The sequence below is a fragment of the Sneathiella sp. HT1-7 genome, from assembly GCF_020731145.1.
GTDB lineage: Bacteria > Pseudomonadota > Alphaproteobacteria > Sneathiellales > Sneathiellaceae > Sneathiella.
Map to the genome: position 1 here is coordinate 506,757 of NZ_JAJFZN010000001.1, position 19,957 is coordinate 526,713.

At 50.1% G+C, this 19,957-nt stretch carries 19 protein-coding genes; 5 read left to right on the forward strand and 14 right to left on the reverse strand.

Annotated elements, in window-relative coordinates:
- Window position 1: 1 nt before the first annotated feature.
- The 6 genes from LKE13_RS02465 to ccmA form a co-directional block, all read right to left on the reverse strand.
- Window positions 2-1,999, reverse strand: coding sequence for a heme lyase CcmF/NrfE family subunit (locus LKE13_RS02465; RefSeq protein ID WP_227948109.1), 1,998 nt, complete (start codon window positions 1,997-1,999; stop codon window positions 2-4).
- Complete coding sequence (ccmE, locus tag LKE13_RS02470) at window positions 1,999-2,439, reverse strand: cytochrome c maturation protein CcmE (protein ID WP_227948110.1); 441 nt, start codon at window positions 2,437-2,439, stop codon at window positions 1,999-2,001. The genes LKE13_RS02465 and ccmE overlap by 1 nt, the downstream gene beginning before the upstream one ends.
- Entirely contained in the window at window positions 2,436-2,648 is a 213-nt protein-coding gene (gene ccmD, locus LKE13_RS02475; RefSeq protein ID WP_227948111.1) for a heme exporter protein CcmD, read from the reverse strand. Before ccmD ends, ccmE begins: the two co-directional genes overlap by 4 nt.
- A gap of 114 nt (window positions 2,649-2,762) precedes the next feature.
- Window positions 2,763-3,497, reverse strand: coding sequence for a heme ABC transporter permease (locus tag LKE13_RS02480; RefSeq protein ID WP_227948112.1), 735 nt, complete (start codon window positions 3,495-3,497; stop codon window positions 2,763-2,765).
- Window positions 3,498-3,521: 24 nt separating this feature from the next.
- Entirely contained in the window at window positions 3,522-4,187 is a 666-nt protein-coding gene (gene ccmB / locus LKE13_RS02485) for a heme exporter protein CcmB (protein WP_227948113.1), read from the reverse strand.
- Complete coding sequence (ccmA, locus tag LKE13_RS02490) at window positions 4,184-4,795, reverse strand: heme ABC exporter ATP-binding protein CcmA (protein ID WP_227948114.1); 612 nt, start codon at window positions 4,793-4,795, stop codon at window positions 4,184-4,186. Before ccmA ends, ccmB begins: the two co-directional genes overlap by 4 nt.
- Before the next feature lie 266 nt (window positions 4,796-5,061).
- Here ccmA and acnA point away from each other — a divergent pair, with 266 nt between their 5' ends.
- From acnA to LKE13_RS02505, 3 genes are all read left to right on the forward strand, one after another.
- A complete protein-coding gene (acnA, locus tag LKE13_RS02495) occupies window positions 5,062-7,755 on the forward strand; it encodes an aconitate hydratase AcnA (protein WP_227948115.1) in 2,694 nt (897 codons plus the stop codon).
- 119 nt (window positions 7,756-7,874) lie between these two features.
- The gene (locus LKE13_RS02500; protein ID WP_227948116.1) at window positions 7,875-8,609 is read left to right on the forward strand and encodes a DUF1223 domain-containing protein; all 735 of its coding nucleotides are present in this window, start codon (window positions 7,875-7,877) and stop codon (window positions 8,607-8,609) included.
- Window positions 8,610-8,675: 66 nt separating this feature from the next.
- Entirely contained in the window at window positions 8,676-9,485 is an 810-nt protein-coding gene (locus LKE13_RS02505) for an NUDIX hydrolase (RefSeq protein WP_227948117.1), read from the forward strand.
- Here LKE13_RS02505 and LKE13_RS02510 read toward each other — a convergent pair whose 3' ends face one another.
- The 3 genes from LKE13_RS02510 to htpG form a co-directional block, all read right to left on the reverse strand.
- Window positions 9,486-9,812, reverse strand: a complete 327-nt coding sequence (locus LKE13_RS02510; RefSeq protein WP_227948118.1) for a hypothetical protein — start codon at window positions 9,810-9,812, stop codon at window positions 9,486-9,488.
- The gene (locus LKE13_RS02515; protein ID WP_227948119.1) at window positions 9,802-10,830 is read right to left on the reverse strand and encodes a hypothetical protein; all 1,029 of its coding nucleotides are present in this window, start codon (window positions 10,828-10,830) and stop codon (window positions 9,802-9,804) included. Before LKE13_RS02515 ends, LKE13_RS02510 begins: the two co-directional genes overlap by 11 nt.
- A 214-nt stretch (window positions 10,831-11,044) precedes the next feature.
- Window positions 11,045-12,922, reverse strand: coding sequence for a molecular chaperone HtpG (gene htpG, locus LKE13_RS02520; protein WP_227948120.1), 1,878 nt, complete (start codon window positions 12,920-12,922; stop codon window positions 11,045-11,047).
- Between the two features lie 325 nt (window positions 12,923-13,247).
- Here htpG and LKE13_RS02525 point away from each other — a divergent pair, with 325 nt between their 5' ends.
- The gene (locus tag LKE13_RS02525) at window positions 13,248-13,976 is read left to right on the forward strand and encodes a UTRA domain-containing protein (protein WP_227948121.1); all 729 of its coding nucleotides are present in this window, start codon (window positions 13,248-13,250) and stop codon (window positions 13,974-13,976) included.
- 20 nt (window positions 13,977-13,996) lie between these two features.
- Here the strand turns inward: LKE13_RS02525 and LKE13_RS02530 are convergent, their stop codons facing one another.
- Window positions 13,997-15,499: an AAA family ATPase gene (locus tag LKE13_RS02530; RefSeq protein ID WP_227948122.1), complete on the reverse strand. Its 1,503-nt coding sequence runs from the start codon at window positions 15,497-15,499 to the stop codon at window positions 13,997-13,999.
- A gap of 274 nt (window positions 15,500-15,773) precedes the next feature.
- Here LKE13_RS02530 and LKE13_RS02535 point away from each other — a divergent pair, with 274 nt between their 5' ends.
- Complete coding sequence (locus LKE13_RS02535; protein ID WP_227948123.1) at window positions 15,774-16,307, forward strand: glycine cleavage system protein R; 534 nt, start codon at window positions 15,774-15,776, stop codon at window positions 16,305-16,307.
- Between the two features lie 6 nt (window positions 16,308-16,313).
- Here LKE13_RS02535 and LKE13_RS02540 read toward each other — a convergent pair whose 3' ends face one another.
- The 4 genes from LKE13_RS02540 to LKE13_RS02555 all read right to left on the reverse strand — a co-directional run bounded on the left by LKE13_RS02540 (window position 16,314) and on the right by LKE13_RS02555 (window position 19,919).
- Complete coding sequence (locus LKE13_RS02540) at window positions 16,314-16,676, reverse strand: hypothetical protein (RefSeq protein WP_227948124.1); 363 nt, start codon at window positions 16,674-16,676, stop codon at window positions 16,314-16,316.
- Between the two features lie 98 nt (window positions 16,677-16,774).
- Window positions 16,775-17,920 carry a M14-type cytosolic carboxypeptidase gene (locus LKE13_RS02545; RefSeq protein WP_227948125.1) on the reverse strand — a complete coding sequence of 382 codons (1,146 nt, stop codon included), beginning with the start codon at window positions 17,918-17,920 and terminating at the stop codon, window positions 16,775-16,777.
- 68 nt (window positions 17,921-17,988) lie between these two features.
- Window positions 17,989-18,960, reverse strand: coding sequence for a zinc transporter ZntB (locus LKE13_RS02550; protein WP_227948126.1), 972 nt, complete (start codon window positions 18,958-18,960; stop codon window positions 17,989-17,991).
- Entirely contained in the window at window positions 18,957-19,919 is a 963-nt protein-coding gene (locus tag LKE13_RS02555; protein ID WP_227948127.1) for a mechanosensitive ion channel family protein, read from the reverse strand. Before LKE13_RS02555 ends, LKE13_RS02550 begins: the two co-directional genes overlap by 4 nt.
- Window positions 19,920-19,957: the final 38 nt, after the last annotated feature.

Sequence of the window (19,957 nt, forward strand, 5' to 3'; positions counted from 1 at the left end):
TCTAACCTTTCGCGCCCGACAAATCCGGGCTAGCGGTTTCCTTACGGCGAGCGCGGCGCGGCGCGCCAAGACGCAAACGCCGATCACTCAGGCTCAGCGCCCCGCCAAGGAACATGACAAAAGAACCTATCCATATCCAGGAGATAAAGGGCTTGTGATATATGCGGACAGCATAACCGCCTGTGCCATCTTCCTCTCCAATTACCGTATAAAGATCCGCACTGAGCATGGGCCGGATGGCGGCCTCAGTCGTATCCATTGGCGGGGTGGTATAGCGCCGCTGTTCCGGATACAGGTAAACACCCTTATTACTCCCGGTTGAGGCAAGGAAGGTACCACGGACGGCGTCATAGTTGGGCCCGGCAATCGTTTCCGCGCCATCAAAGCGGAAATCATATCCGCCAACGGAGACAATTTCTCCCGGCCGCATTACCCCGAGATGCTCCGACTGCCAGGTTTCTGACGCGGTGATCCCTAAAATAACCAAAGCAACGCCGATATGAGCAACTGTCATGCCGTGGGCGCTTCTGGGAAGTTGTTTCATCCGCCGCCAGCTGCTTGCCAAAGGTCCGCGGAAAAGCTTGATGCGCTCCGACCACTCAAGCAACGATCCGACAAACACCCAGGCAAAGAGCCCCAAACCAACAAGCGACATAACCGGCGTATTCGTCTGCTGCCACCAGGTAAACCCAACTAATACAAACGAAACAAGAAGCGCAAACTTAAGCCGTGAAATGACTCCGGCAAGATCTCCGCGCTTCCAGGCAAAGAAGGGACCGAACGCCATGGCGATTACGAGCGGGATGGCAAGGGGAAGGAAAGTAGCCTCAAAATAGGGCGGTCCAACGGAAACCTTGGCACCGGTGAAGGCATCCAGAAAAATCGGGTAAAGCGTTCCCAATAAAATCGTCGCTGTCGCAGTGGAAAGCAACAGGTTATTGAGAACCAATGCCCCCTCCCGGCTAATTGGGGAAAAGAGACCGCCGCCCTTCATTTGCGGCGCACGAATTCCATAAAGCAGCAACGATCCACCAATCACAAAGATCAGAAAGATCAAGATAAAGATCCCTCGCGCCGGATCGGATGCAAAGGCATGTACGGAATTCAACACGCCCGAACGAACAAGGAAAGTGCCGAGCAGACTTAAACTGAACGCGACAATCGCCAGCAATATTGTCCAGTTTTTGAGGGCATCTCGTTTTTCAACGACGATTGCGGAATGCAGCAATGCGGTTGCCGCAAGCCAAGGCATAAACGATGCGTTTTCGACCGGATCCCAGAACCACCAACCGCCCCAGCCAAGCTCGTAATAGGCCCACCAAGATCCCAGAGCAATTCCGATCGTCAAAAACCCCCAAGCGGCAAGCGTCCAAGGGCGCACCCAACGCGCCCAGGCGGGATCTACCCTCCCCTCAATCAGAGCGGCAATGGCGAAAGAGAAGGTGACAGACAGGCCAACATAACCAAGATAAAGAAACGGTGGATGAAAGGCGAGGCCGGGGTCCTGCAACAACGGATTAAGACCACTTCCGTCAAGCGGGGCCGGATCGAGCCTCTCAAACGGATTGGAGGTAAACAGGATAAACATCAGGAAGCCGACGCCGATTAACCCCTGAATAGAAAGAACACGTGCCTTCAGGGTATCAGGCAGGTTACGACCAAACGCCGCAACGGCTAATCCAAAGAGCGCCAGAATCAAACTCCAAAGCAGGAGCGACCCCTCATGATTTCCCCAAACGCCGCTTATTTTATAAAGCATGGGTTTTAGGGAATGGGAATTGTTCGCCACATTCAAAATCGAAAAATCGCTGGCGACATAACCAATCGTTAAACAGATAAAAGCTCCGGCAATGGCCGCGAATTGAACAAAAGCGGCATTATTCGCGAACCGCATCATAGGTTGACTGTTTCGTGCTGCCCCGATAAGCGGAAAAATGCCTTGAAATACCGCCGTTATCAGTGCCAAAATTAGGACGAACTGACCAATTTCTGCAACCATCAGCCACCATCCTCCGGTTGCCACTGCCCGGCTTTTTTGAGCGCGTCCGCAACCTCCGGCGGCATATAATTTTCGTCATGCTTGGCAAGGACGTTGGTTGCGACGAATACTCCCTCTTCGTTGAAGGCACCTTCCGTCACCACGCCCTGTCCCTCCCGGAATAAATCGGGAAGCAACCCTTTAAAAGTAACCGGCACCACCTCATTCAGGTCTGTCACACTAAAGCGCGTGATGACGCCGTTTTTCTCAACACTACCTTCCTCCACCAGACCGCCAAGTCGGAAATTGCGGCCAGGTTCGATAGGTTTTTCGACAAGATCGGAGGGGCTTCTGAAGAATACGAGGCTGTCTTCGAATGACGTGAGCACGAGCGCCGCAGCGATACCGAGAACACACATTCCCGCAAGGACAAAATATAGCCGACGTTTCTTTCGGGTCATTGCAGACTCTCTCCGGCGGGTGCCGTTGCTTTCCGGCCGCCCCGTTTATGCCGGCGACCTTCTATCAACGCAAGCTCACGCTCGACGATTGTCAGGCGGCGGCGACTGAAAAAATACAGCATCAACAGCGCAAGAGCGGAGATTGCAAAGCAAGGCCAAATAAATAGCCCGTACCCACCCATATCAAAAAATGTTGCAACCTGATCCAATATGATCCTCAAAGCCTTTTGTTTCGGAGGAATATAGTTGTTTCCCACCTAAAATACATAACGGAACGACTATTCTGCGTCACAATGCCGCGATCAGAAAAAGTCGAACTTCCCTTAGCTTTCCCGTAGCTCTGCAATCTGTAGGACGTGAAGACGGCGTTTCAGGATTTCAGCCTTCACCCGAATGATCAACACCATGACAAAAAAGGCTGTATAGGCAAGCCCCATAACCAACAGCGGAATAAGAATGGTGCTGTGAATTTTCGGGCCATCCATCGTCGCAACGCTTGCCGGTTGATGCAGTGTATTCCACCAATCCACCGAGAAACGGATAATCGGAATATTCACAACCCCGACCAGCGCGAGAATGGCAGCCGCCTTTGCAGCCTTCGTTGGATCGTCAAAACTCTCCCAGATTGCCATATAGCCCAGATACAGGAACAACAGGATCAGCATGCTTGTCAGCCGCGCATCCCAAACCCAGAATGTACCCCACATGGGCTGCCCCCACAAAGACCCGGTTACCAGCGCGAGGAAGGTAAAGCAGGCCCCAATCGGCGCGGCCGCCTTCGCCGTAAGATCAGCAACCGGGTGCTTCCAGATAAGACCGACCGCAGAACTAACCGCCATCAACGTGTAAATCATCAAAGCCATCCAGGCGGCAGGGACATGGACGAACATAATGCGCACGGTATCCCCCTGCTGATAATCCGGCGGAGCAACGAACAGGCTGAGATAAAGCCCGCCAAGCAGTAGAATAACGGTCAGCCAGACACTCCACGGATAGATCGCTGCTGTGATTGCCAGAAACCGTTTGGGGTTGGCATATTTATGTAAATCAATGGCCATGACTTAATTCAGTTCCTAAGTTCCTCATGACAGAGACAATCTCAACCCTGCCGCCGCTGCCAACGGTCCAACAACCAACGCACCCAGCGAAACGCCGCCAAGCAAAAATAGATGAGGGACCACAGTAAGCTGGGCGATTGCGGCATCGACAGCCGCAACACCAAATATCAATATCGGTATATATAGAGGAAGTACCAAAAGTGACAACAAAACACCGCCGCGTCGCATTCCAACAGTAAGCGCAGCACCCATTGCCCCGATCAAGCTCAACGTCGGTGTGCCTATCAGGAGAGCTAAGGTTAAAGCGAAAATACCGTCTCCCGGAAGATTAAGAGATAGCCCCAGAATCGGCGCGATTACAATTAGCGGCAGAACGGAGGTCAGCCAATGCGCAATAACTTTGGCAAGCACCAGAATTTCCGTGGGTAAAGGCCCGATGATCAAAAGGTCGAGAGAGCCATCTTCGAAATCCGCCTGAAACATCCGGTCGAGAGTCAGGAGACATGAAAGCAAAGCCGCGACCCAGAGAACGCCGGGACCTATCCTCGCCAGCACCGCAAGTTCCGGCCCAACGCCGAGCGGAAACAGCACGACAATAATGACAAAGAAAGAAAGACTGAGGGTAACCGCACTGCCCTGCCGAAACGCCAACCGGATATCCCGGCCAACAAGTTGGATAAAGCGACTCATGAGGCAGTCTCATCAAGATCAAGTATTTTGACCCGATCCAGTTCCATATCCTGATGAGTTGCGAACAACGCCATGCCGCCATCGTCCAGGTGACGAAGGAGCCGTTCCTTAAAAAGCGTAATGTAATGCCGGTCCAGCGCACTCAAAGGCTCATCCAATATCCAGAGCTTTGCAGGCGACGCAACCAGCCGAGAAAGGTTGGTCCGTTTTTTCTGTCCTTGAGATAACATGCCTGTCGGAGTATCCGCCAGCGCTTGAAGCTCAAACTTCTCCAGAGCCATCGCGACATTCGCTGTCCCGTGAAAGCTTGCCCAAAACCGAACGTTTTCGCGAACTGTCATCGCATGTTTAAGAGCGTCCAGATGACCAAGATAATGATATTGCCCGACATAGCCATCATAGTCCTTGAAAATATCCTTGCCTTGCCATTCGGCATGTCCGCGAAAAGGGGTCAGAAGCCGACCGCATATCCGAAGCAGTGAAGATTTACCGGCGCCATTTCGACCTTTGACCCATATCGCCTCACCGGCGGACAGTGTGAATGAAACGTCCTCGAAAATCAGCTGATTGGCGCGCTGACAGGCAAGATTTTGGGCGATAAAACTCATTTTCGCGGCATATCACTCCGAAAGGACAAAAATTAGGGCGTCGCCCTGTTTCCCTGACTACAGCAAGAAAGTCGGATTCGCAAATATATAGAACCGTCTTTTTGCGGACCAATCACACGTCACATACAACATAATGATGCCAGAAACGCCGGTTCCGAAGCTTTGTACTTGAGAATTTTTCAAATTTAAGGCACATAACGCACATTGTAGAACCGGTGCCGCAGTTCCGGCATTTCCCGTTCCCCCTACCTTCAAGGAGCGATACGTTGACAACAACTGGTCACGACAGCCTTAACATTCGCCGCACACTCGATGTCGACGGCGACAAATATGACTACTACAGCATCCCGGAAGCTGAAAAAGCCGGTCTCGGCGATGTTTCCCGCCTTCCCTTTTCCCTGAAAGTCCTGCTGGAAAATCTGCTGCGCCACGAAGATGGCCGCACGGTTACATCGGAAGATGTGAGCGCGATTGCCGGCTGGTTAAAAGACCGCAAGGCGGATCGCGAAATCGCTTACCGCCCGGCCCGCGTCCTGATGCAGGATTTCACGGGCGTACCTGCTGTTGTCGACCTTGCCGCAATGCGCGATGCCATGGTGGCACTGGGTGGCGACGCAGAAAAGATTAACCCTCTTGCCCAATGCGATCTCGTAATTGACCATTCCGTAATGGTCGACAAGTTCGGCACCGCGGCCTCCTTCGGCCAGAATGTTGAGCTGGAAATGGAACGGAACGGCGAACGTTACGCTTTCCTGCGTTGGGGTCAGAAGGCCTTTAACAATTTCCGCGTTGTGCCGCCCGGAACCGGTATCTGCCATCAGGTCAATCTGGAATATCTCGCGCAGACTGTCTGGACGACAAAAGACCAGAATGGCAGTGAGGTCGCCTATCCTGATACATTGGTCGGCACGGACAGCCATACAACTATGGTCAATGGCCTCGCGGTTCTTGGCTGGGGCGTCGGTGGTATCGAGGCAGAAGCCGTTATGCTCGGCCAGCCGATTTCCATGTTAATCCCGGAAGTTGTCGGCTTCAAGCTAACCGGCAAACTGAAGGAAGGCACGACGGCAACTGACCTTGTCCTGACTGTAACGCAGATGCTGCGTGCACAGGGAGTTGTCGGCAAGTTTGTGGAATTCTATGGCCCCGGCATTGCGGAACTTGGACTTGCCGATCGGGCAACCATTTCCAACATGGCGCCTGAATATGGCGCGACTTGTGGCTTCTTCCCGATCGATGCTGAAACCATCAACTACCTCAATTTCACGGCACGCGATCCAAAGCGCGTCAAGTTGGTGGAAGCCTATGCCAAGGCTCAGGGCATGTGGCGCGACAATGATACACCCGATCCAGAATTCACGGCATCGCTGGAACTCGATATTTCAACAGTTGAGCCAAGCCTTGCCGGTCCGAAACGGCCGCAAGACCGCGTTTTGCTAGCAGACGCGGCCAACGCTTTTCAGGGTGCACTTCCGGAACTGGCCGGAACGAGCAGCGATCTGGACAAACAGATCCAAGTCGCAGGTGCCGATTACAAAATCGGTCATGGTAACGTCATCATTGCAGCAATTACTTCTTGCACCAATACCTCCAATCCGAATGTGATGCTCGCGGCCGGTCTGGTCGCACGCAATGCGCTCGCGAAAGGCTTAACTGTTAAGCCATGGGTGAAAACATCTCTCGCTCCCGGTTCAAAAGTAGTGACGGATTATCTCGAAAAAGCGGGCCTTCAGGATGACCTGGATGCACTCGGGTTTAACCTTGTCGGCTATGGCTGTACGACCTGTATCGGCAACTCCGGTCCCGTGGCTCCAGCGATTGCCGATGCCATTGCAGAAGGCGAACTTGTCGCCTGTTCTGTTCTTTCCGGAAACCGCAACTTTGAAGGCCGGGTCAGCCCGCAAGCAAAGGCAAACTATCTTGCGTCACCGCCGCTGGTTGTTGCCTATGCAATAGCAGGATCGCTCAATATCGACATCACAAAGGATTCGCTGGGCGACGACAAGGATGGTAACCCGGTTTATCTGAAAGATATCTGGCCGAGCAATGCGGAAGTGCATCAGACAGTGCGTGATGCCGTGACTCGCGATATGTTTGTAACCCAATATGCGGATGTTTTCTCAGGTGACGACACTTGGAAATCAATTAAGACTGCGGAAGGCCAGACATATACATGGGATAGCACCTCGACCTATGTTCAGCATCCGCCTTATTTCGAAGGGATGCAAAAAGAACCGGGGGCGTTCGAGGATATTAATGGCGCTCGGGTTTTAGCGCTTCTCGGCGATTCGGTAACAACAGACCATATTTCGCCTGCGGGCGCTATCAAGGCCGATGGCCCGGCCGGCGAATATCTGAAATCGCATCAGGTCGCGCCTAAGGATTTCAACTCCTACGGCTCCCGTCGCGGTAACGATCAGGTCATGACCCGCGGTACCTTTGCCAATATTCGGCTTCGTAACGAAGTGGCGCCGGGCACCGAAGGTGGTGTCACGAAGCATATGCCGGATGGAACGCAAATGTGGATATATGATGCCGCCGTGAAATACCGTGAAGAGGGCACGCCTCTCGTTGTTTTTGCCGGCAAGGAATATGGCACAGGGTCCAGCCGTGACTGGGCCGCGAAAGGCACGTTACTTCTGGGCATCAAGGCTGTTATCGCCGAAAGCTTTGAACGTATTCATCGCTCAAACCTCGTAGGAATGGGCATTCTACCGCTCCAGTTCCCGGAGGGAGTTACCCGCAAGACGCTTAACCTAGATGGCAGCGAAGTAGTTGACCTCGTTGGAATCGAGAGTGGCATCACACCACGCATGAATGTCGCCTGCAAGATCACGCGGACAGACGGTTCTTCGCAGGAGATTGACCTTCTTTGCCGCATTGATACGCTGGATGAGGTCGAATATTACCGCCATGACGGTATTTTGCAGTATGTGCTGAGAAATCTGACGGCAAGCTAATTTCCGACAGTAAAGTAGTTCCTAAAAACGGCGGTTCGAAAGGGCCGCCGTTTTTCGTTCACTTACGTCTCACTCACAGGTGATTTGTCTGTGAAGCTGGAATAAGCTAACTATGTTTCATGAAGAAATTATGCGTCAATTATCTGGCTTTAATCTGCGCTGTCGCTCTTATGGCGATGGTCAGCACGACGACCGCATTTGCCCAGAGTGCGCATCAACCTTCAACTGTCGTGGAATTATATACATCACAAGGATGTAGCTCCTGTCCGCCGGCAGACAAATTGCTCGGTGACCTCATCAAGAATGAGGCGGTTATGGGACTCTCCTTCGCCATAACCTATTGGGATTATATCGGCTGGAAGGATGTTTTTGGCAATCCCGATAACGATGATCGTCAGGTGGAATATCGCGGTCGATTTAATTCACGCTATGTATATACACCGCAAATGGTTGTTGGCGGGGAAGCCCATGTTGTCGGCTCTGACCAGAGCGGTGTAAACGCTTTAATCGAAAAGTACGCGGATCACGCGAAAAATCTTGCGCTTGAATGGGTCTTTAACGGAGACGAGCTAGAGGTGAAACTCCCGTCGGGATCCGGCAACGCAACTGTATGGCTCATAGATATTGACCGCACAAAAGATGTTGATATCCAGCGGGGTGAGAATACCGGACGGATTATTACCTATCACAACGTGGTCCGGAAAATCCGCTCCCTTGGGGAATGGACAGGCGATGAAAGAACCGTTGCCCTCAACCTCGCGGAAATGCGCGCGGAAGGCCGGGATGGCTGCGCTTTGATCGTTCAGGAGAAAGGCTATGGGCCTATCCTCGCCGCACTGGAAGTCATGCTATAAAAGCATTTAGTTGATCCTCCCTTCACTCTCAGGCACTATGTTCGAAAAGAATAAGAATGGTGCTCTATGACTAATAAAGAAGTTCCCCTAAAACCTGCTGCCACGGTTTTGCTGATCCGTGACTGCGTCAAAAAAAATGACAAAATTGAAGTCTTCATGGTGGTCCGTCATCACCAGATTGACTTTGCCTCTGGTGCGCTGGTTTTTCCGGGCGGCAAGGTGGATAAGGGGGATATGGACCCGGCACTGCTCGATCACTTGCCTGAGAACGAACGCGGAGAAGATTCTTTGCGCGCCTTTAAAATTGCGTCAATCCGAGAAAGTTTTGAGGAAGCCAACATCTTGCTCGCTCGCAACCGGGAAACCGGCGCTCTTGTCACCCATGACCGCCTGGAATCTCTTGCTGCAAAATACAGGATGCCTCTTCAAAGCGGTGAACTGCCAATCCTGGATATGGTGCGCGCTGAAAACCTGGAACTTGCAACCGATCTTATGGGTCATTTTGCGCATTGGATCACGCCAACGCATATGCCGAAACGCTTCGATACTCATTTCTTTATCGCCAAGGCACCGCCACATCAACTTGCAGCGCATGATGGCGAAGAATCTGTGGATTCAGTCTGGGTTGGCCCTCAGGAAATTATGGAAGAGGCCGATAAAGGAAATTACACGGTGATTTTTCCGACCCGCATGAATGTCGAGGCGCTGAGCCGATTCAGTTCCAGTGAAGACGCCGTCATGAACGCGCATGGAACCGATACCTTCACAGTCCTTCCTCAGATGGAAGTCACAGACGAAGGAAAGTTCCTTCTCATCCCGAAAGAGGCCGGATACAGTGTCACCCGACGCCGCATTGATGAAATTATGGATAAATAACTATACAAGCAGGGACAGTGCAATACTGACGCCCTTGATCAGCATTGAAAAAATTGCGCGGTCTCTTGCTTCTTTCTCCGATACCCAGCTTGAAAGATCCGACAGCTCCGATTTACACTCACGAAATGCGGTGGTGAGAGCAGCATAGTCGCCATCACGTTCCGCGATCTGTTTGACCTGTAGTGCCTGTATTTCACCATAGACGGCGGCTTTCGATCTTTCCAGGTTCGCCAATTGTGAAGATGGTAATTGAGAAACGTCTTGAGTATTCAACGCCGCTTGCGCCTTTTCCAACTTAGCGAAAGCGTCACGATAACTATTTGCCATTACTTCCTCCGATATGAGATTGTGTGGAAGCATTCAAGTGGAAACTCTGCGTTGACTCGCTGTCGCTGGAAAGTGCCGACATAGCACTCTTGACTTTCGCAGCGGTCTCCAGGAGCCCACGCAATTTTTCATGAAAGAGAAGAGATTTGGATGTCGCAGTAATAGGCGGGCTGGCGGATTCTTCAGCGTCCTTTAGCGTCGTTTCAAGCGTTTCATGCGCTTTGACCATGGCAATCAAGGTAGCTTGCGTTTCACTTAACAGTAAATCTAAGTTCTGACCCAGTTTCTGGATCGACACAAGCCGCTCAATCGCCGAACTACGCACATCTGCACTATCATTTTCCGATGCCTTCAGATAGGCCAGCTTGTCCTTCCATATATGCGTATCAAATCTTATGGCGTTGTTGGCAATCGACCGCAATCCGCCTTTGCACAGTCGCAAACTCGACATATCCGTCTCAAAATCATTTTTCGGGTAGGTATAGCTGCATTTGCTGGACTGATCGGAAACGGCTCCGATATCAAAATAAAGAAGGAGGGCAATTTTTTTTAGCGCCGTCCCTCCCTTTTCAACGATTGGAAACAACTTCTTATCCCGCTCGGGCAAGATAAACAGTTTGCCAAAGAGACTGATGTCATTGACGAGCTCATTTGAATCCAGAAATGAAAGAGAGTGCGCCAGGTTAAAATTTCCCGAGCTTAGCTCCTTCAAGTTTCCCCCCGTACCGACCAGTTTAGAGTATTCCGAAGAAAGCGATTTTCCCGAGGCAACGGCTGCCAGGGTTTCAGCATATCCATTGAGAGCCGTTAAAACGCTCTGCCTTGCGGCAGTATCCGAGGCACTGAAGAGGGGCTTTAAGTTAGTGTCCGGGTTACCACCCAGTTCAAACTGAAATTTCAGGTTATCAGTAAAGCCAAGAGTATTTATCTCTTCGGCAAGTGCGAACTCTTTGGTGATAATGGCTGAAAGCGCCACAACCCCGCGGGAAAAATCGCCGACTTCCTCGGTCAGCAGCACATCATCAATAACACTGCAAGCGGTAAATCCGGGCAGGGAACTAATAAGAATAAAGATTTGAAGCAGCCGTTGCATGTGCCAACACAATGTTTATTGGATCAATCACAGCTTACTTGGATATCGCGCGTATATAATACAATCAAAAAATACCATAGGGTGTATTTCGTGACGGTATTAGAAAAATTCGAGTGGGAGGCTTTCGCCTCCTCCTCGTTTAATTGGAAATGCTGTTCGCCATGAAATCGGCCATGCGTTTTGAAAAGGCAACAGGGTTTGCAACCGGATCACCTTCAACAATATGCGCCTGATCAAGAAGAAGAAGCGCCGCGTCTTCTAAGGACGTCGAAGACCCATTCTTCTGAGCATTCTTTGCCAGCTTCTTGATTAACGGATGCTTGGGGTTTATTTCCAGAATGCGCAAATTATCACTTGCGCCGAACTGTTTGTGGGCTTTAAGCAATTTTTCAAGATGGATGTCCATATCCCCCTCATCCGCGACGAGGCAGACAGGGCTTCCAGTCAAACGGGACGAAATCCTGACATCCTTTACCTTGTTCTCAAGCACAGTTTTAAACAAGGCGATCAGGCTGTCCATATCTCCGGGAGGCGTTTTGTCTGTTTCTTCAGCTTTTTCTTCCGCATCGGCAATCTTATCGAGATCGGAGCCGCCCCGGGTCACTGATTTGAAGGGCTTCCCATCAAATTCATTCACCCTACTCAGCCAGAAACTATCCACGGCATCGGCAAGCAACAGAACTTCAATCCCCTTCGCCGCGAATCCTTCAAGCTGCGGGCTCGACTTCAACGCCTCAAGATCTTCACCGGTAATATAGTAGATCGCGTCCTGGCCTTCTTTCATCCGGCCGATATAGTCTGCGAGGTTAGTACGCTCCTCTTGTCCGGTGCTATTGAAAAGCGACATTTTGAGAATGCGCTCTCCATTGACGGTATCCTCATATATTCCTTCTTTCAGGACGGCGCCAAAGTTACCCCAGAATTTAGCAAAATTCTCCGTGTCTTTGGTTGCTTTCTTCTCAAGCTCGCCAAGCACCTTCTTGATCAACCCGCTGCGGATTTTCTGCAGGACCGGATTATGCTGCAACATTTCACGGCTGACGTTAAGCGGTAGATCTTCTGAATCCACAACCCCGCGCAGGAAGCGCAGATAAGCCGGGATCAGCTCTTCACAATCATCCGTGATAAAAACCCGCTTCACATAGAGTTTAAGCTGAGATTTACGTTCGGGGTTGAACAAGTCAAACGGGGGTTGCTCCGGCACGAACAAAAGCATCGTATATTCGATACGCCCTTCTGCTCGGCTATGTAATGTCAGCCACGGCGTATCAAAAGCCTGCCCGACATGATGGTAAAATTCGGTATATTGTTCGGGCGTTATCTCTGATTTCTGGCGGGTCCATAAGGCGCTTGCGCTATTAAGCGTTTCGTCTTCCTCACCTTGCGCTGCCGATTTCAGGATAACCGGAATTGCGATGTGATCCGCGTAAGTCTTGATAATCTGGCGAAGCCGGGCGCTCTCCAAATATTCTTTTGCCTCTTTACGCATATGCAAGACAATTTGTGTGCCGCGCGTTTCCTTAGTGCCCGGCTCGACGGCGAATGATCCATGCCCTTCGGATGACCATACAGTTGCTGTCTCTTCCCCGGCCCGGCGGCTTGTCACCGTCACCTTATCCGCCACCATGAAAGCGGAATAGAAGCCAACGCCGAACTGCCCGATCAGGGTCACATCCTTGGAGGCGTCGCCTGTCAACTGTTCGGAGAACCTGGAAGTACCCGAACGAGCGATCGTGCCAAGGTTATCGATCATGTCCTGCTCAGACATGCCGATGCCATTGTCTTCAATCGTCAAAGTGCGGGCTTTTTCGTCTATCGAGATAGTAATTTTGAATTCCGGATCATCTTTGATCAGGTCCGGATTTGTCAACGCTTCATAGCGTAACCGGTCACAGGCATCTGAAGCGTTAGAGACCAGCTCCCTCAAGAAAATTTCCTTTTCACTGTAGAGGGAATGCGTCACAATATCTAAAAGCTTGGCGACCTCCGCCTGAAATTCATGTGTTTGCTCTGTCATCTGTGTATTACACCTCAAAAAATTTTCCTCTATCGTCTATATGACTAATGAGCCAAATTCATTCAAGGATAAAAGGAGGACTTTATCAAGCTGGGAGGTGAAGTCGGCCCACCCCGAGGGGCGCAGAAAATCGGGGCAGGCCATTCACAGATCAACAACATATTTGCGTAGATGGAGGTGATCAGTACCCAATCATATATATAATTGGAACGATCGTTCAAGTATTATTTTCTAATTTTTTTCTTAATGACCAAGTCGTGAATTCACATCCGCGCAAGATGTGACGTCCTCCTGTATATGCTAACAGAGAAGACGGACTTCGCCGATGCCCCATTTTAAGTCGCAAAAAGATGACCGCCCCTATTCCCCACCAAAGCCACTGTATGAACAGGTTAAATCCTATGTGTTAAAGAATATGGAATCCGGGGAATGGCCCGCCTATTTCCAGCTTCCCTCCGAACATACCCTGGTTCGCGAAATGGGAATTTCCCGGATGACAATTCATCGCGCTCTTCGCGAATTGACACAAGCCGGATTTCTGGAACGCATTCAAGGTGTCGGTACTTTCGTTGCCGCCCCGAAAAAACAGCCAAAAGTACTGGAGCTCCGCGAAATTGAAGACATTATTCGCGGCCATGGAGGGCGGCATCAATGCGACGTTCACTTTTTGCAAGAAGAGCCGATTGAAAAAGATGCCGCTGCGATGATGTCCATGACGCCGGGCGAAAAAGTCTATCGGTCCTACTTCGTTCACCGAGAAAACGGGTTGCCGGTCATGCTGGAGGACCGCTATGTTCACCCGAAATTCATGCCGGAATATCTGGAAACAGAATTCACCCATGCGACCGCGGATACTCATCTTAGCCGAAAATACGCCCTGCTATCCCACTCTCATGTGATTCAGGCCGCTGTGTCCAATGCAGAGATTAATCATTTTCTCGAACTGGAGGCCACAACCGCCTGTATCGTCATTAATCGCAAGAGCTGGCTCGGTGACGACGTCGTTTCCGCCGCACGCCTCGTATTTCCTGGGAACAGAATCCAGCTTACATAGCAGAAATCGCTTCCACGCCGTCAGACGGCTGCTACTACCGGCTTTGATTGATCCCTGTTCGTCGATTTTGCCGCAGTCTTTCCGGCACCCTTCGCAGAAGAAGTGTAGAGGTTTTTAAGCGCATCGACGACGAGTTCTTTATCGATATAGGGATCCGAGCCTTGATATTTGCAGGCCGAGATAATCTGATCCACGATAAACTTTGGCTGATAGCAGGCCAAATCGAAACTGTTGTTCACCTGCAATTCCTCGATAACAGTATCAAGGATCTCTTCCGATATTTTCAACCCGCGGGATTCCCCAACCATTTTGAAAATTTCGAAATACTGTTCTCGGGAAGGACCAACCGTTTCCAGCTTATAGGGGATACGCCGCAAAAAGGCAGGATCCATTAGATCATCTGGTGAAAGGTTGGTCGAAAAGATCACCAACTCGTCAAACGGCAGCGAGAAACTTTTACCGGTATGCAGCTTAAGATAATCAATACGGCTTTCAAGCGGAACGATCCAGCGGTTTAACAAATCTTCCGGACTGACCAACTGGCGACCGAAGTCATCGATGATGAAGGTACCGTTAGAAGCTTTCACATGCAGAGGTGCTTCATAATACTTAGCGTGGACATTAAAGCTAAGATCAAGCATTTCCAGCGTTAGTTCACCCCCGGTAATAACAACCGGACGTTCGCATGGAACCCAGCGACCGTCAAACTCTTCTCGGCGCAAACCGGAATTCTTCTTCTTGTCGTTTTCGCTACCGAATTTTGGTTTATGAATGGCAGGATCAAAGACCTTAACAATCTGCCCATCCACTTCGAAACAATAAGGAACATAAATAACATTTGCGAAAATCTCGGCAACTTTCTCCGCGACTGTCGTTTTCCCGTTACCGGGAGGTCCGTAAAGAAGAATGCTCTTACCCGCATTCACCCCCGGCCCGAGACGGCGCACAAAGTCTTCCGTAATGACCAGATTTTCAAAGCTTTTTTCGATCTTCGCCTGTTCAACCCGCTCATTCGTAATTTTCTGTTGATTAATCCGCGCTTGATAATCTGTAAGGGATACCGGCGCTGGCCCGACATATTGGTTCTGTTCCAGCGCTTCAATGGCGAAGCGCTTTCCTGCCTCTGTCATAACATAGCGTGTTTCAGAAAAGGTCGATTGGTCGGCATTTCCCAGTGATTCAAGAAATTTCCGATCACCTGCTTCCTGTATAAGGCGATTAACAACGCCAATGGGGAGCTTGATCGCAGCAGAAAGCTCTGAGGCAGTTTCCAGCGTATTGGCATACATCAGCTTCAGGAGGATTCGCAGCAAGTTACCACTTGGAATGCCCGTATCTTCAATGGTTTTGGGTGCCCGTGGGGCTTCATAGATTGCCCGGTCGAGCTGTTCCTGTGTCAACGCGCCAAGCGCAACAAGGTTCTCGCCAAGTCGGCCCCCATTCTCCTTCTGGCGATGAAGGGCAATTTTTATATCCTCTGGCGTGACCAGATTTTGCGCCAACAAGATATCACCGATGAGCATTCGTTTTCTCCAATTATAGTTCCGCCAAACAGTGTGTTCAAAACACGGATTTACGGCAGGCATTCCGCCAATTAGCCCCCAAGACATACCTGATTTTCGTTAACGCAAGGTTATCCAAGGCTATAAAAGTTAAAATGTGCACCATATTCCCCTTCTGCTATTGATGATTTTGGGAATACCGACGGGAATGCAGCTAAATGGTTGTTGAAATGGCGCAAAGGTAGTAATTCTGTAGCATCAAGTATATTCAAAGCTGAATTTCGCGGGCAAAGCTATGTCAGACTATAAAGCGCTATTATCTGTCTTTTCGAAAGATCGTGTAGGTCTGATTTCCCTTGTTACAGGGCATCTTTTCGACAAAGGAATCAATCTTGGAGACACCTCCTTTGCCGTTCTTGGCAAGGGCGGCGAATTTACGAGTGTGATTGATATTCCTGCTGATGTCCCGGAATCAGAACTTATTGAGGAACTCCGTACTCTGGAGGGGATGCAGGACGCAGATATAGACGTTCGGCGCTTTGCTTTTAACGGTGGCGATACCCCGCCCACAGATATTACCCATCATATTCGGTGTGAAGGACCGGATCAGCCCGGTGTTCTGGCGCGACTATCTGAAGTTTTCATCGATTTTGACGCCAATATTGTTCGGCTAAAATCCGATCAGATCGACCGGGAGGGTCAGACGATTTTCGTCACGCGCTTTTCAGTCTATATCCCAGCCACGCGGGCAGACAACTGCCTTGCCGCGCTCGACAACACCGCAAGTGCGCTTGGGCAAACATTGACAGCAGAGCGCTCCGAAATTTGAGAATGTTCAGGCGTTTTTGAAAAACAGGAACGCAAACAGGATCATATTAAGGAGCGCGATCAGCGACGAGATGATGGCAATAGGCTCATATTCCATCATGCCCGCATAGAGCAACCCAACTCCAATCGTCAGGCCAATGACGCTAACATGCGCAAGCCAGTATGTCAGCTTGGCAAACTTCGCCGCAGCAACAGCGGGCCAGTTTTTATAAATGAGACCCATGAGGCCCATCGTCACCCACCCCAATAAATTGAGATGCGCATGCGTTGGCATTTGAGAATGATCCTGCGTGGCGGACATATAGATCCCGAGGATCATCCCAAGAATGATGTAAACCGCCGCGGATTTTACAAATTTTTCTGCGAGCATTACTCTCTCCCATCAAAATTGCCGCAAAACCTTTTTTTCTGATGGTTAAGAGAAGTCTAATTTTCTTAATTTTGCAATCGGAATTTTATCTTGAGGAGCTACTCCGCGTCCTCTCCCTCAAGACGATCGAACTCCTTATATATAACATCTAAAACCGAGGCCCCAAGCTTGCCTGATCGGCCGGGAGACCAGCCGTACTGATGGTTCGGGCGGTCCGCTGTATCTTTGAACGGCATTTCTAAAGTCATTGCGAGACAGCCGAAATATTCGCTAACATGATTGACGCAAATGGTCATGTTTCCTTGTCCCTTCTTGGCAATTGGATAGCCATGGCGGGTTTGAAAATCTGGATTAACCTGCTGCCAAGTTCGTTTGAAATCAGTAAGCAGCATGTCTTTTTGCGCATCCCAACTCGGTACCCCTTCGGGCCCCGCGATAAAATTATGTGGTAGCCCTTCGTCCCCATGAACATCGAGGCAGAAATCAACGCCTGTTTCCCGCATTTTTTCGCGTACTAGATAAACCTCCGGGCTCCTTTTCATATCCGGGTCCTGCCACTCCCGGTTCAGATTGGCGCCTGTCGCATTCGTACGAAGGTTCCCGCTCCGGCTACCATCGGGATTCATATTCGGCACGACATGAAAAATTGCCCGGTCCAGTAAAGCATTCGCAACGGCATCATTCGGGTCCAGAAGACGGCCCAGAAATCCGTCCATCCACCATTCGGCCATCGTTTCCCCAGGATGCTGGCGTGCAATCAGCCAAAAATTCCGCTTATTGCCCCGTGCTTCTCCAATGGTCAGGAGGTCCATATCCTGCCCATCGACTGTCCTTCCCATCACGGAATGCGTTACCCGCGGCGACTGACCGGCGCGGGCGATAAGATCCGCATGCCGTTCCATGGAATAGGGGGCAAAATACGCGAAATAGATAGAATCGAATTCTGGCCGATGATTTAAAATCAGCTTTCCATCCTTATATTCGGTATCTACGCGGAACCAGTTTTCCCGGTCATAGGATGCAACAGCCCGATAGTCTTCCCATCCCCGGAGGTATGATGCGTCCTTGGCATTGGTTAGCCGCATCTTACAATCCACGCCTTTTGCGCCATTCAGTCGAAAATAAAACCATTGAAAGAAATCAGCCTTTGTATCAGGGCGAATGCGCAAACTGATATTCGCAGGATCGTCAGAGGAGTCACAAATAATGTTCCCGCCATCAAAATTGCTACTAATTTGGATCATAATGTGACTCCGGGTTTATTTTTTTTCGAGCGGCGCCATAAGCAACCACCAACCGTATTCTGTGATTTTCAGAACCATTTGAGCTTTTTGAAAAGCAATATCTGAATGATTACAAGGAGGATAAGTATCCCGGAAAAAATGAAGAAGGCATATGGATTATCGACACCCGGAATTCCCCCAACATTTATGCCAAGAAGCCCTGTCAAGAAACCGAGTGGTAGAAAGACAGCCGCGATAACAGACAATACATAAAGATTCTTGTTCAAGCGGTCCGCGATAATATTGGCAAGTTCATCTTTAACAATCTGAGCCCGTTCGCGTATGGCGTCCAGATCCTCTACATAGCGCATCAGATGATCATAGTTTTCCACCAAATGGCGCTTATGACCAGCATCCAGCCATGAAAATTCGCATAACCGCAACTGCGCGATTGCATCTTTTTGCGGTGCCATATATCGGCGCAGGACGATAGCCTCTTTTCGAATATCGATGATTTTCTCTCGAAATGCCGTATCGGGGTTTTCAAGGATTTTCTCCTCAACATCATCCGTTGCATCGTCCAGCTCGGTCAGGACAAGTGCCATTTTTTCGGATAATCGCGCCACAAGCATATTGATAAAATCACCTGAGTTTTTTGGACCTCTGCCCGCCAATATTCGCTCTTCGATTTCCAGAACCGCCTTTAATTGTCGTCTCTGAACACTGATGATCCGCTCAGCGTCGATCCATAACCGGATAGAGACCATATCTTCCGGGTCCGCATTCTCATTCAGGTTAACACCGCGCAAAATAATCAACGCGCCATCCCCGATTTCCGCGACACGCGGTCGGGTCTCTTCTGCGACCAAGGCATCGACAACGAACGGATCAAGGTAGGAAATCTTTTTATGCAGCCATGGTTTTGTATCCGGATGACTTAAATCCAAATGTACCCAAGCGAGTTTTTCATTCTTTAATTCGCGGGCAATCGCCTTGTCGCTGACTGATTTTCCGCCGCCCACACCATCAAAATCGTATGCAAGCAGGATCGGACTGGTCATTTTAAAGCCTCCGAATTTTTAAGATGCAGGTCTCGCTGCGGGAAGGGGATTTCAATATTGTTCTCCCCAAATTTCCGCCAGATCGCAAACAAGACATCACTGCGAGGACGCATTCTCCCCTCGGTCACATTTTCAATCCAGAAATAGAGCGTGAAATTAATGGAACTATCTGCAAAATCCACAAGGAAGCACTCGGGCGCAGGCGTTTCCATACAACGCGGATGTTCACGCGCTGCCTCAACAATCAACGTCGAAGCCAGATCTAGATCAGTTCCATAGGCGACGCCAATATTGATCTCTGCCCGTGCGCGGCTATTACTGAATGTCCAGTTCGTGACGCGGTTAGTTATAAAATCTTCATTTGGGACCATGGTTTCGTGTCCCTCAAAAGTTTCTATGCGGGTGTATCTCGCGCCTGTCTCCCGAACATAACCGACAATACCATCATTCAGCTCTATCAGATCACCTTCCTCAACAGATTTTTCAAACAAAAGGATAATGCCGCTGATGAAGTTTGATGCAATTTTCTGTAGACCAAAGCCAATACCTATGCCGACCGCGCCGCTGAATATAGTCAAGGCGGTCAGGTCAATGCCCAGCACTCCAAATACGAACAGGAATGCCAGAAAATAGATGACGATCTGGATCGCCTTGATGATAAGTGCCTTATTGCTCGACTTGATGCGCCGAAGCGATTTGATCCGGTTCTCCAACATCTCCGACAAGATACCAACCAACCAAAAAAGAAGGATGATAATAAAAAGGGCCTTGACCAGCAGATAAGCAGAGAAGCGTACGTCGCCGACATTAAAGGCAAAAGTATCGGAATCAAGGAATTCGCGGATTGGATTGAGATAGCCGAGGTATCCAAAGGCAAGGAAGCCAATAACCGCAAACGCCAGCAGTAACTTGGCTACCCATGCGCGTGGTTTAATTAGCGAACTCAAGAATTTAGCCATAAACGACGCGCTACTCCCATATTTCCTTTGGGGAATAA

Coding starts and splice junctions, on each gene's coding strand:
- ccmE (WP_227948110.1), bottom strand. CDS start 2,439: ATGACCCGAAAGAAACGTCGGCTATATTTTGTCCTTGCGGGAATGTGT.
- LKE13_RS02530 (WP_227948122.1), bottom strand. CDS start 15,499: ATGCTCATCGGTGATATCTTGTTGGCGCAAAATCTGGTCACGCCAGAG.
- LKE13_RS02465 (WP_227948109.1), bottom strand. CDS start 1,999: ATGGTTGCAGAAATTGGTCAGTTCGTCCTAATTTTGGCACTGATAACG.
- LKE13_RS02510 (WP_227948118.1), bottom strand. CDS start 9,812: ATGGCAAATAGTTATCGTGACGCTTTCGCTAAGTTGGAAAAGGCGCAA.
- LKE13_RS02525 (WP_227948121.1), top strand. CDS start 13,248: ATGCCCCATTTTAAGTCGCAAAAAGATGACCGCCCCTATTCCCCACCA.
- ccmB (WP_227948113.1), bottom strand. CDS start 4,187: ATGAGTCGCTTTATCCAACTTGTTGGCCGGGATATCCGGTTGGCGTTT.
- LKE13_RS02480 (WP_227948112.1), bottom strand. CDS start 3,497: ATGGCCATTGATTTACATAAATATGCCAACCCCAAACGGTTTCTGGCA.
- LKE13_RS02500 (WP_227948116.1), top strand. CDS start 7,875: ATGAAGAAATTATGCGTCAATTATCTGGCTTTAATCTGCGCTGTCGCT.
- htpG (WP_227948120.1), bottom strand. CDS start 12,922: ATGACAGAGCAAACACATGAATTTCAGGCGGAGGTCGCCAAGCTTTTA.
- LKE13_RS02505 (WP_227948117.1), top strand. CDS start 8,676: ATGACTAATAAAGAAGTTCCCCTAAAACCTGCTGCCACGGTTTTGCTG.
- LKE13_RS02540 (WP_227948124.1), bottom strand. CDS start 16,676: ATGCTCGCAGAAAAATTTGTAAAATCCGCGGCGGTTTACATCATTCTT.
- ccmA (WP_227948114.1), bottom strand. CDS start 4,795: ATGAGTTTTATCGCCCAAAATCTTGCCTGTCAGCGCGCCAATCAGCTG.
- LKE13_RS02535 (WP_227948123.1), top strand. CDS start 15,774: ATGTCAGACTATAAAGCGCTATTATCTGTCTTTTCGAAAGATCGTGTA.
- LKE13_RS02545 (WP_227948125.1), bottom strand. CDS start 17,920: ATGATCCAAATTAGTAGCAATTTTGATGGCGGGAACATTATTTGTGAC.
- LKE13_RS02550 (WP_227948126.1), bottom strand. CDS start 18,960: ATGACCAGTCCGATCCTGCTTGCATACGATTTTGATGGTGTGGGCGGC.
- LKE13_RS02555 (WP_227948127.1), bottom strand. CDS start 19,919: ATGGCTAAATTCTTGAGTTCGCTAATTAAACCACGCGCATGGGTAGCC.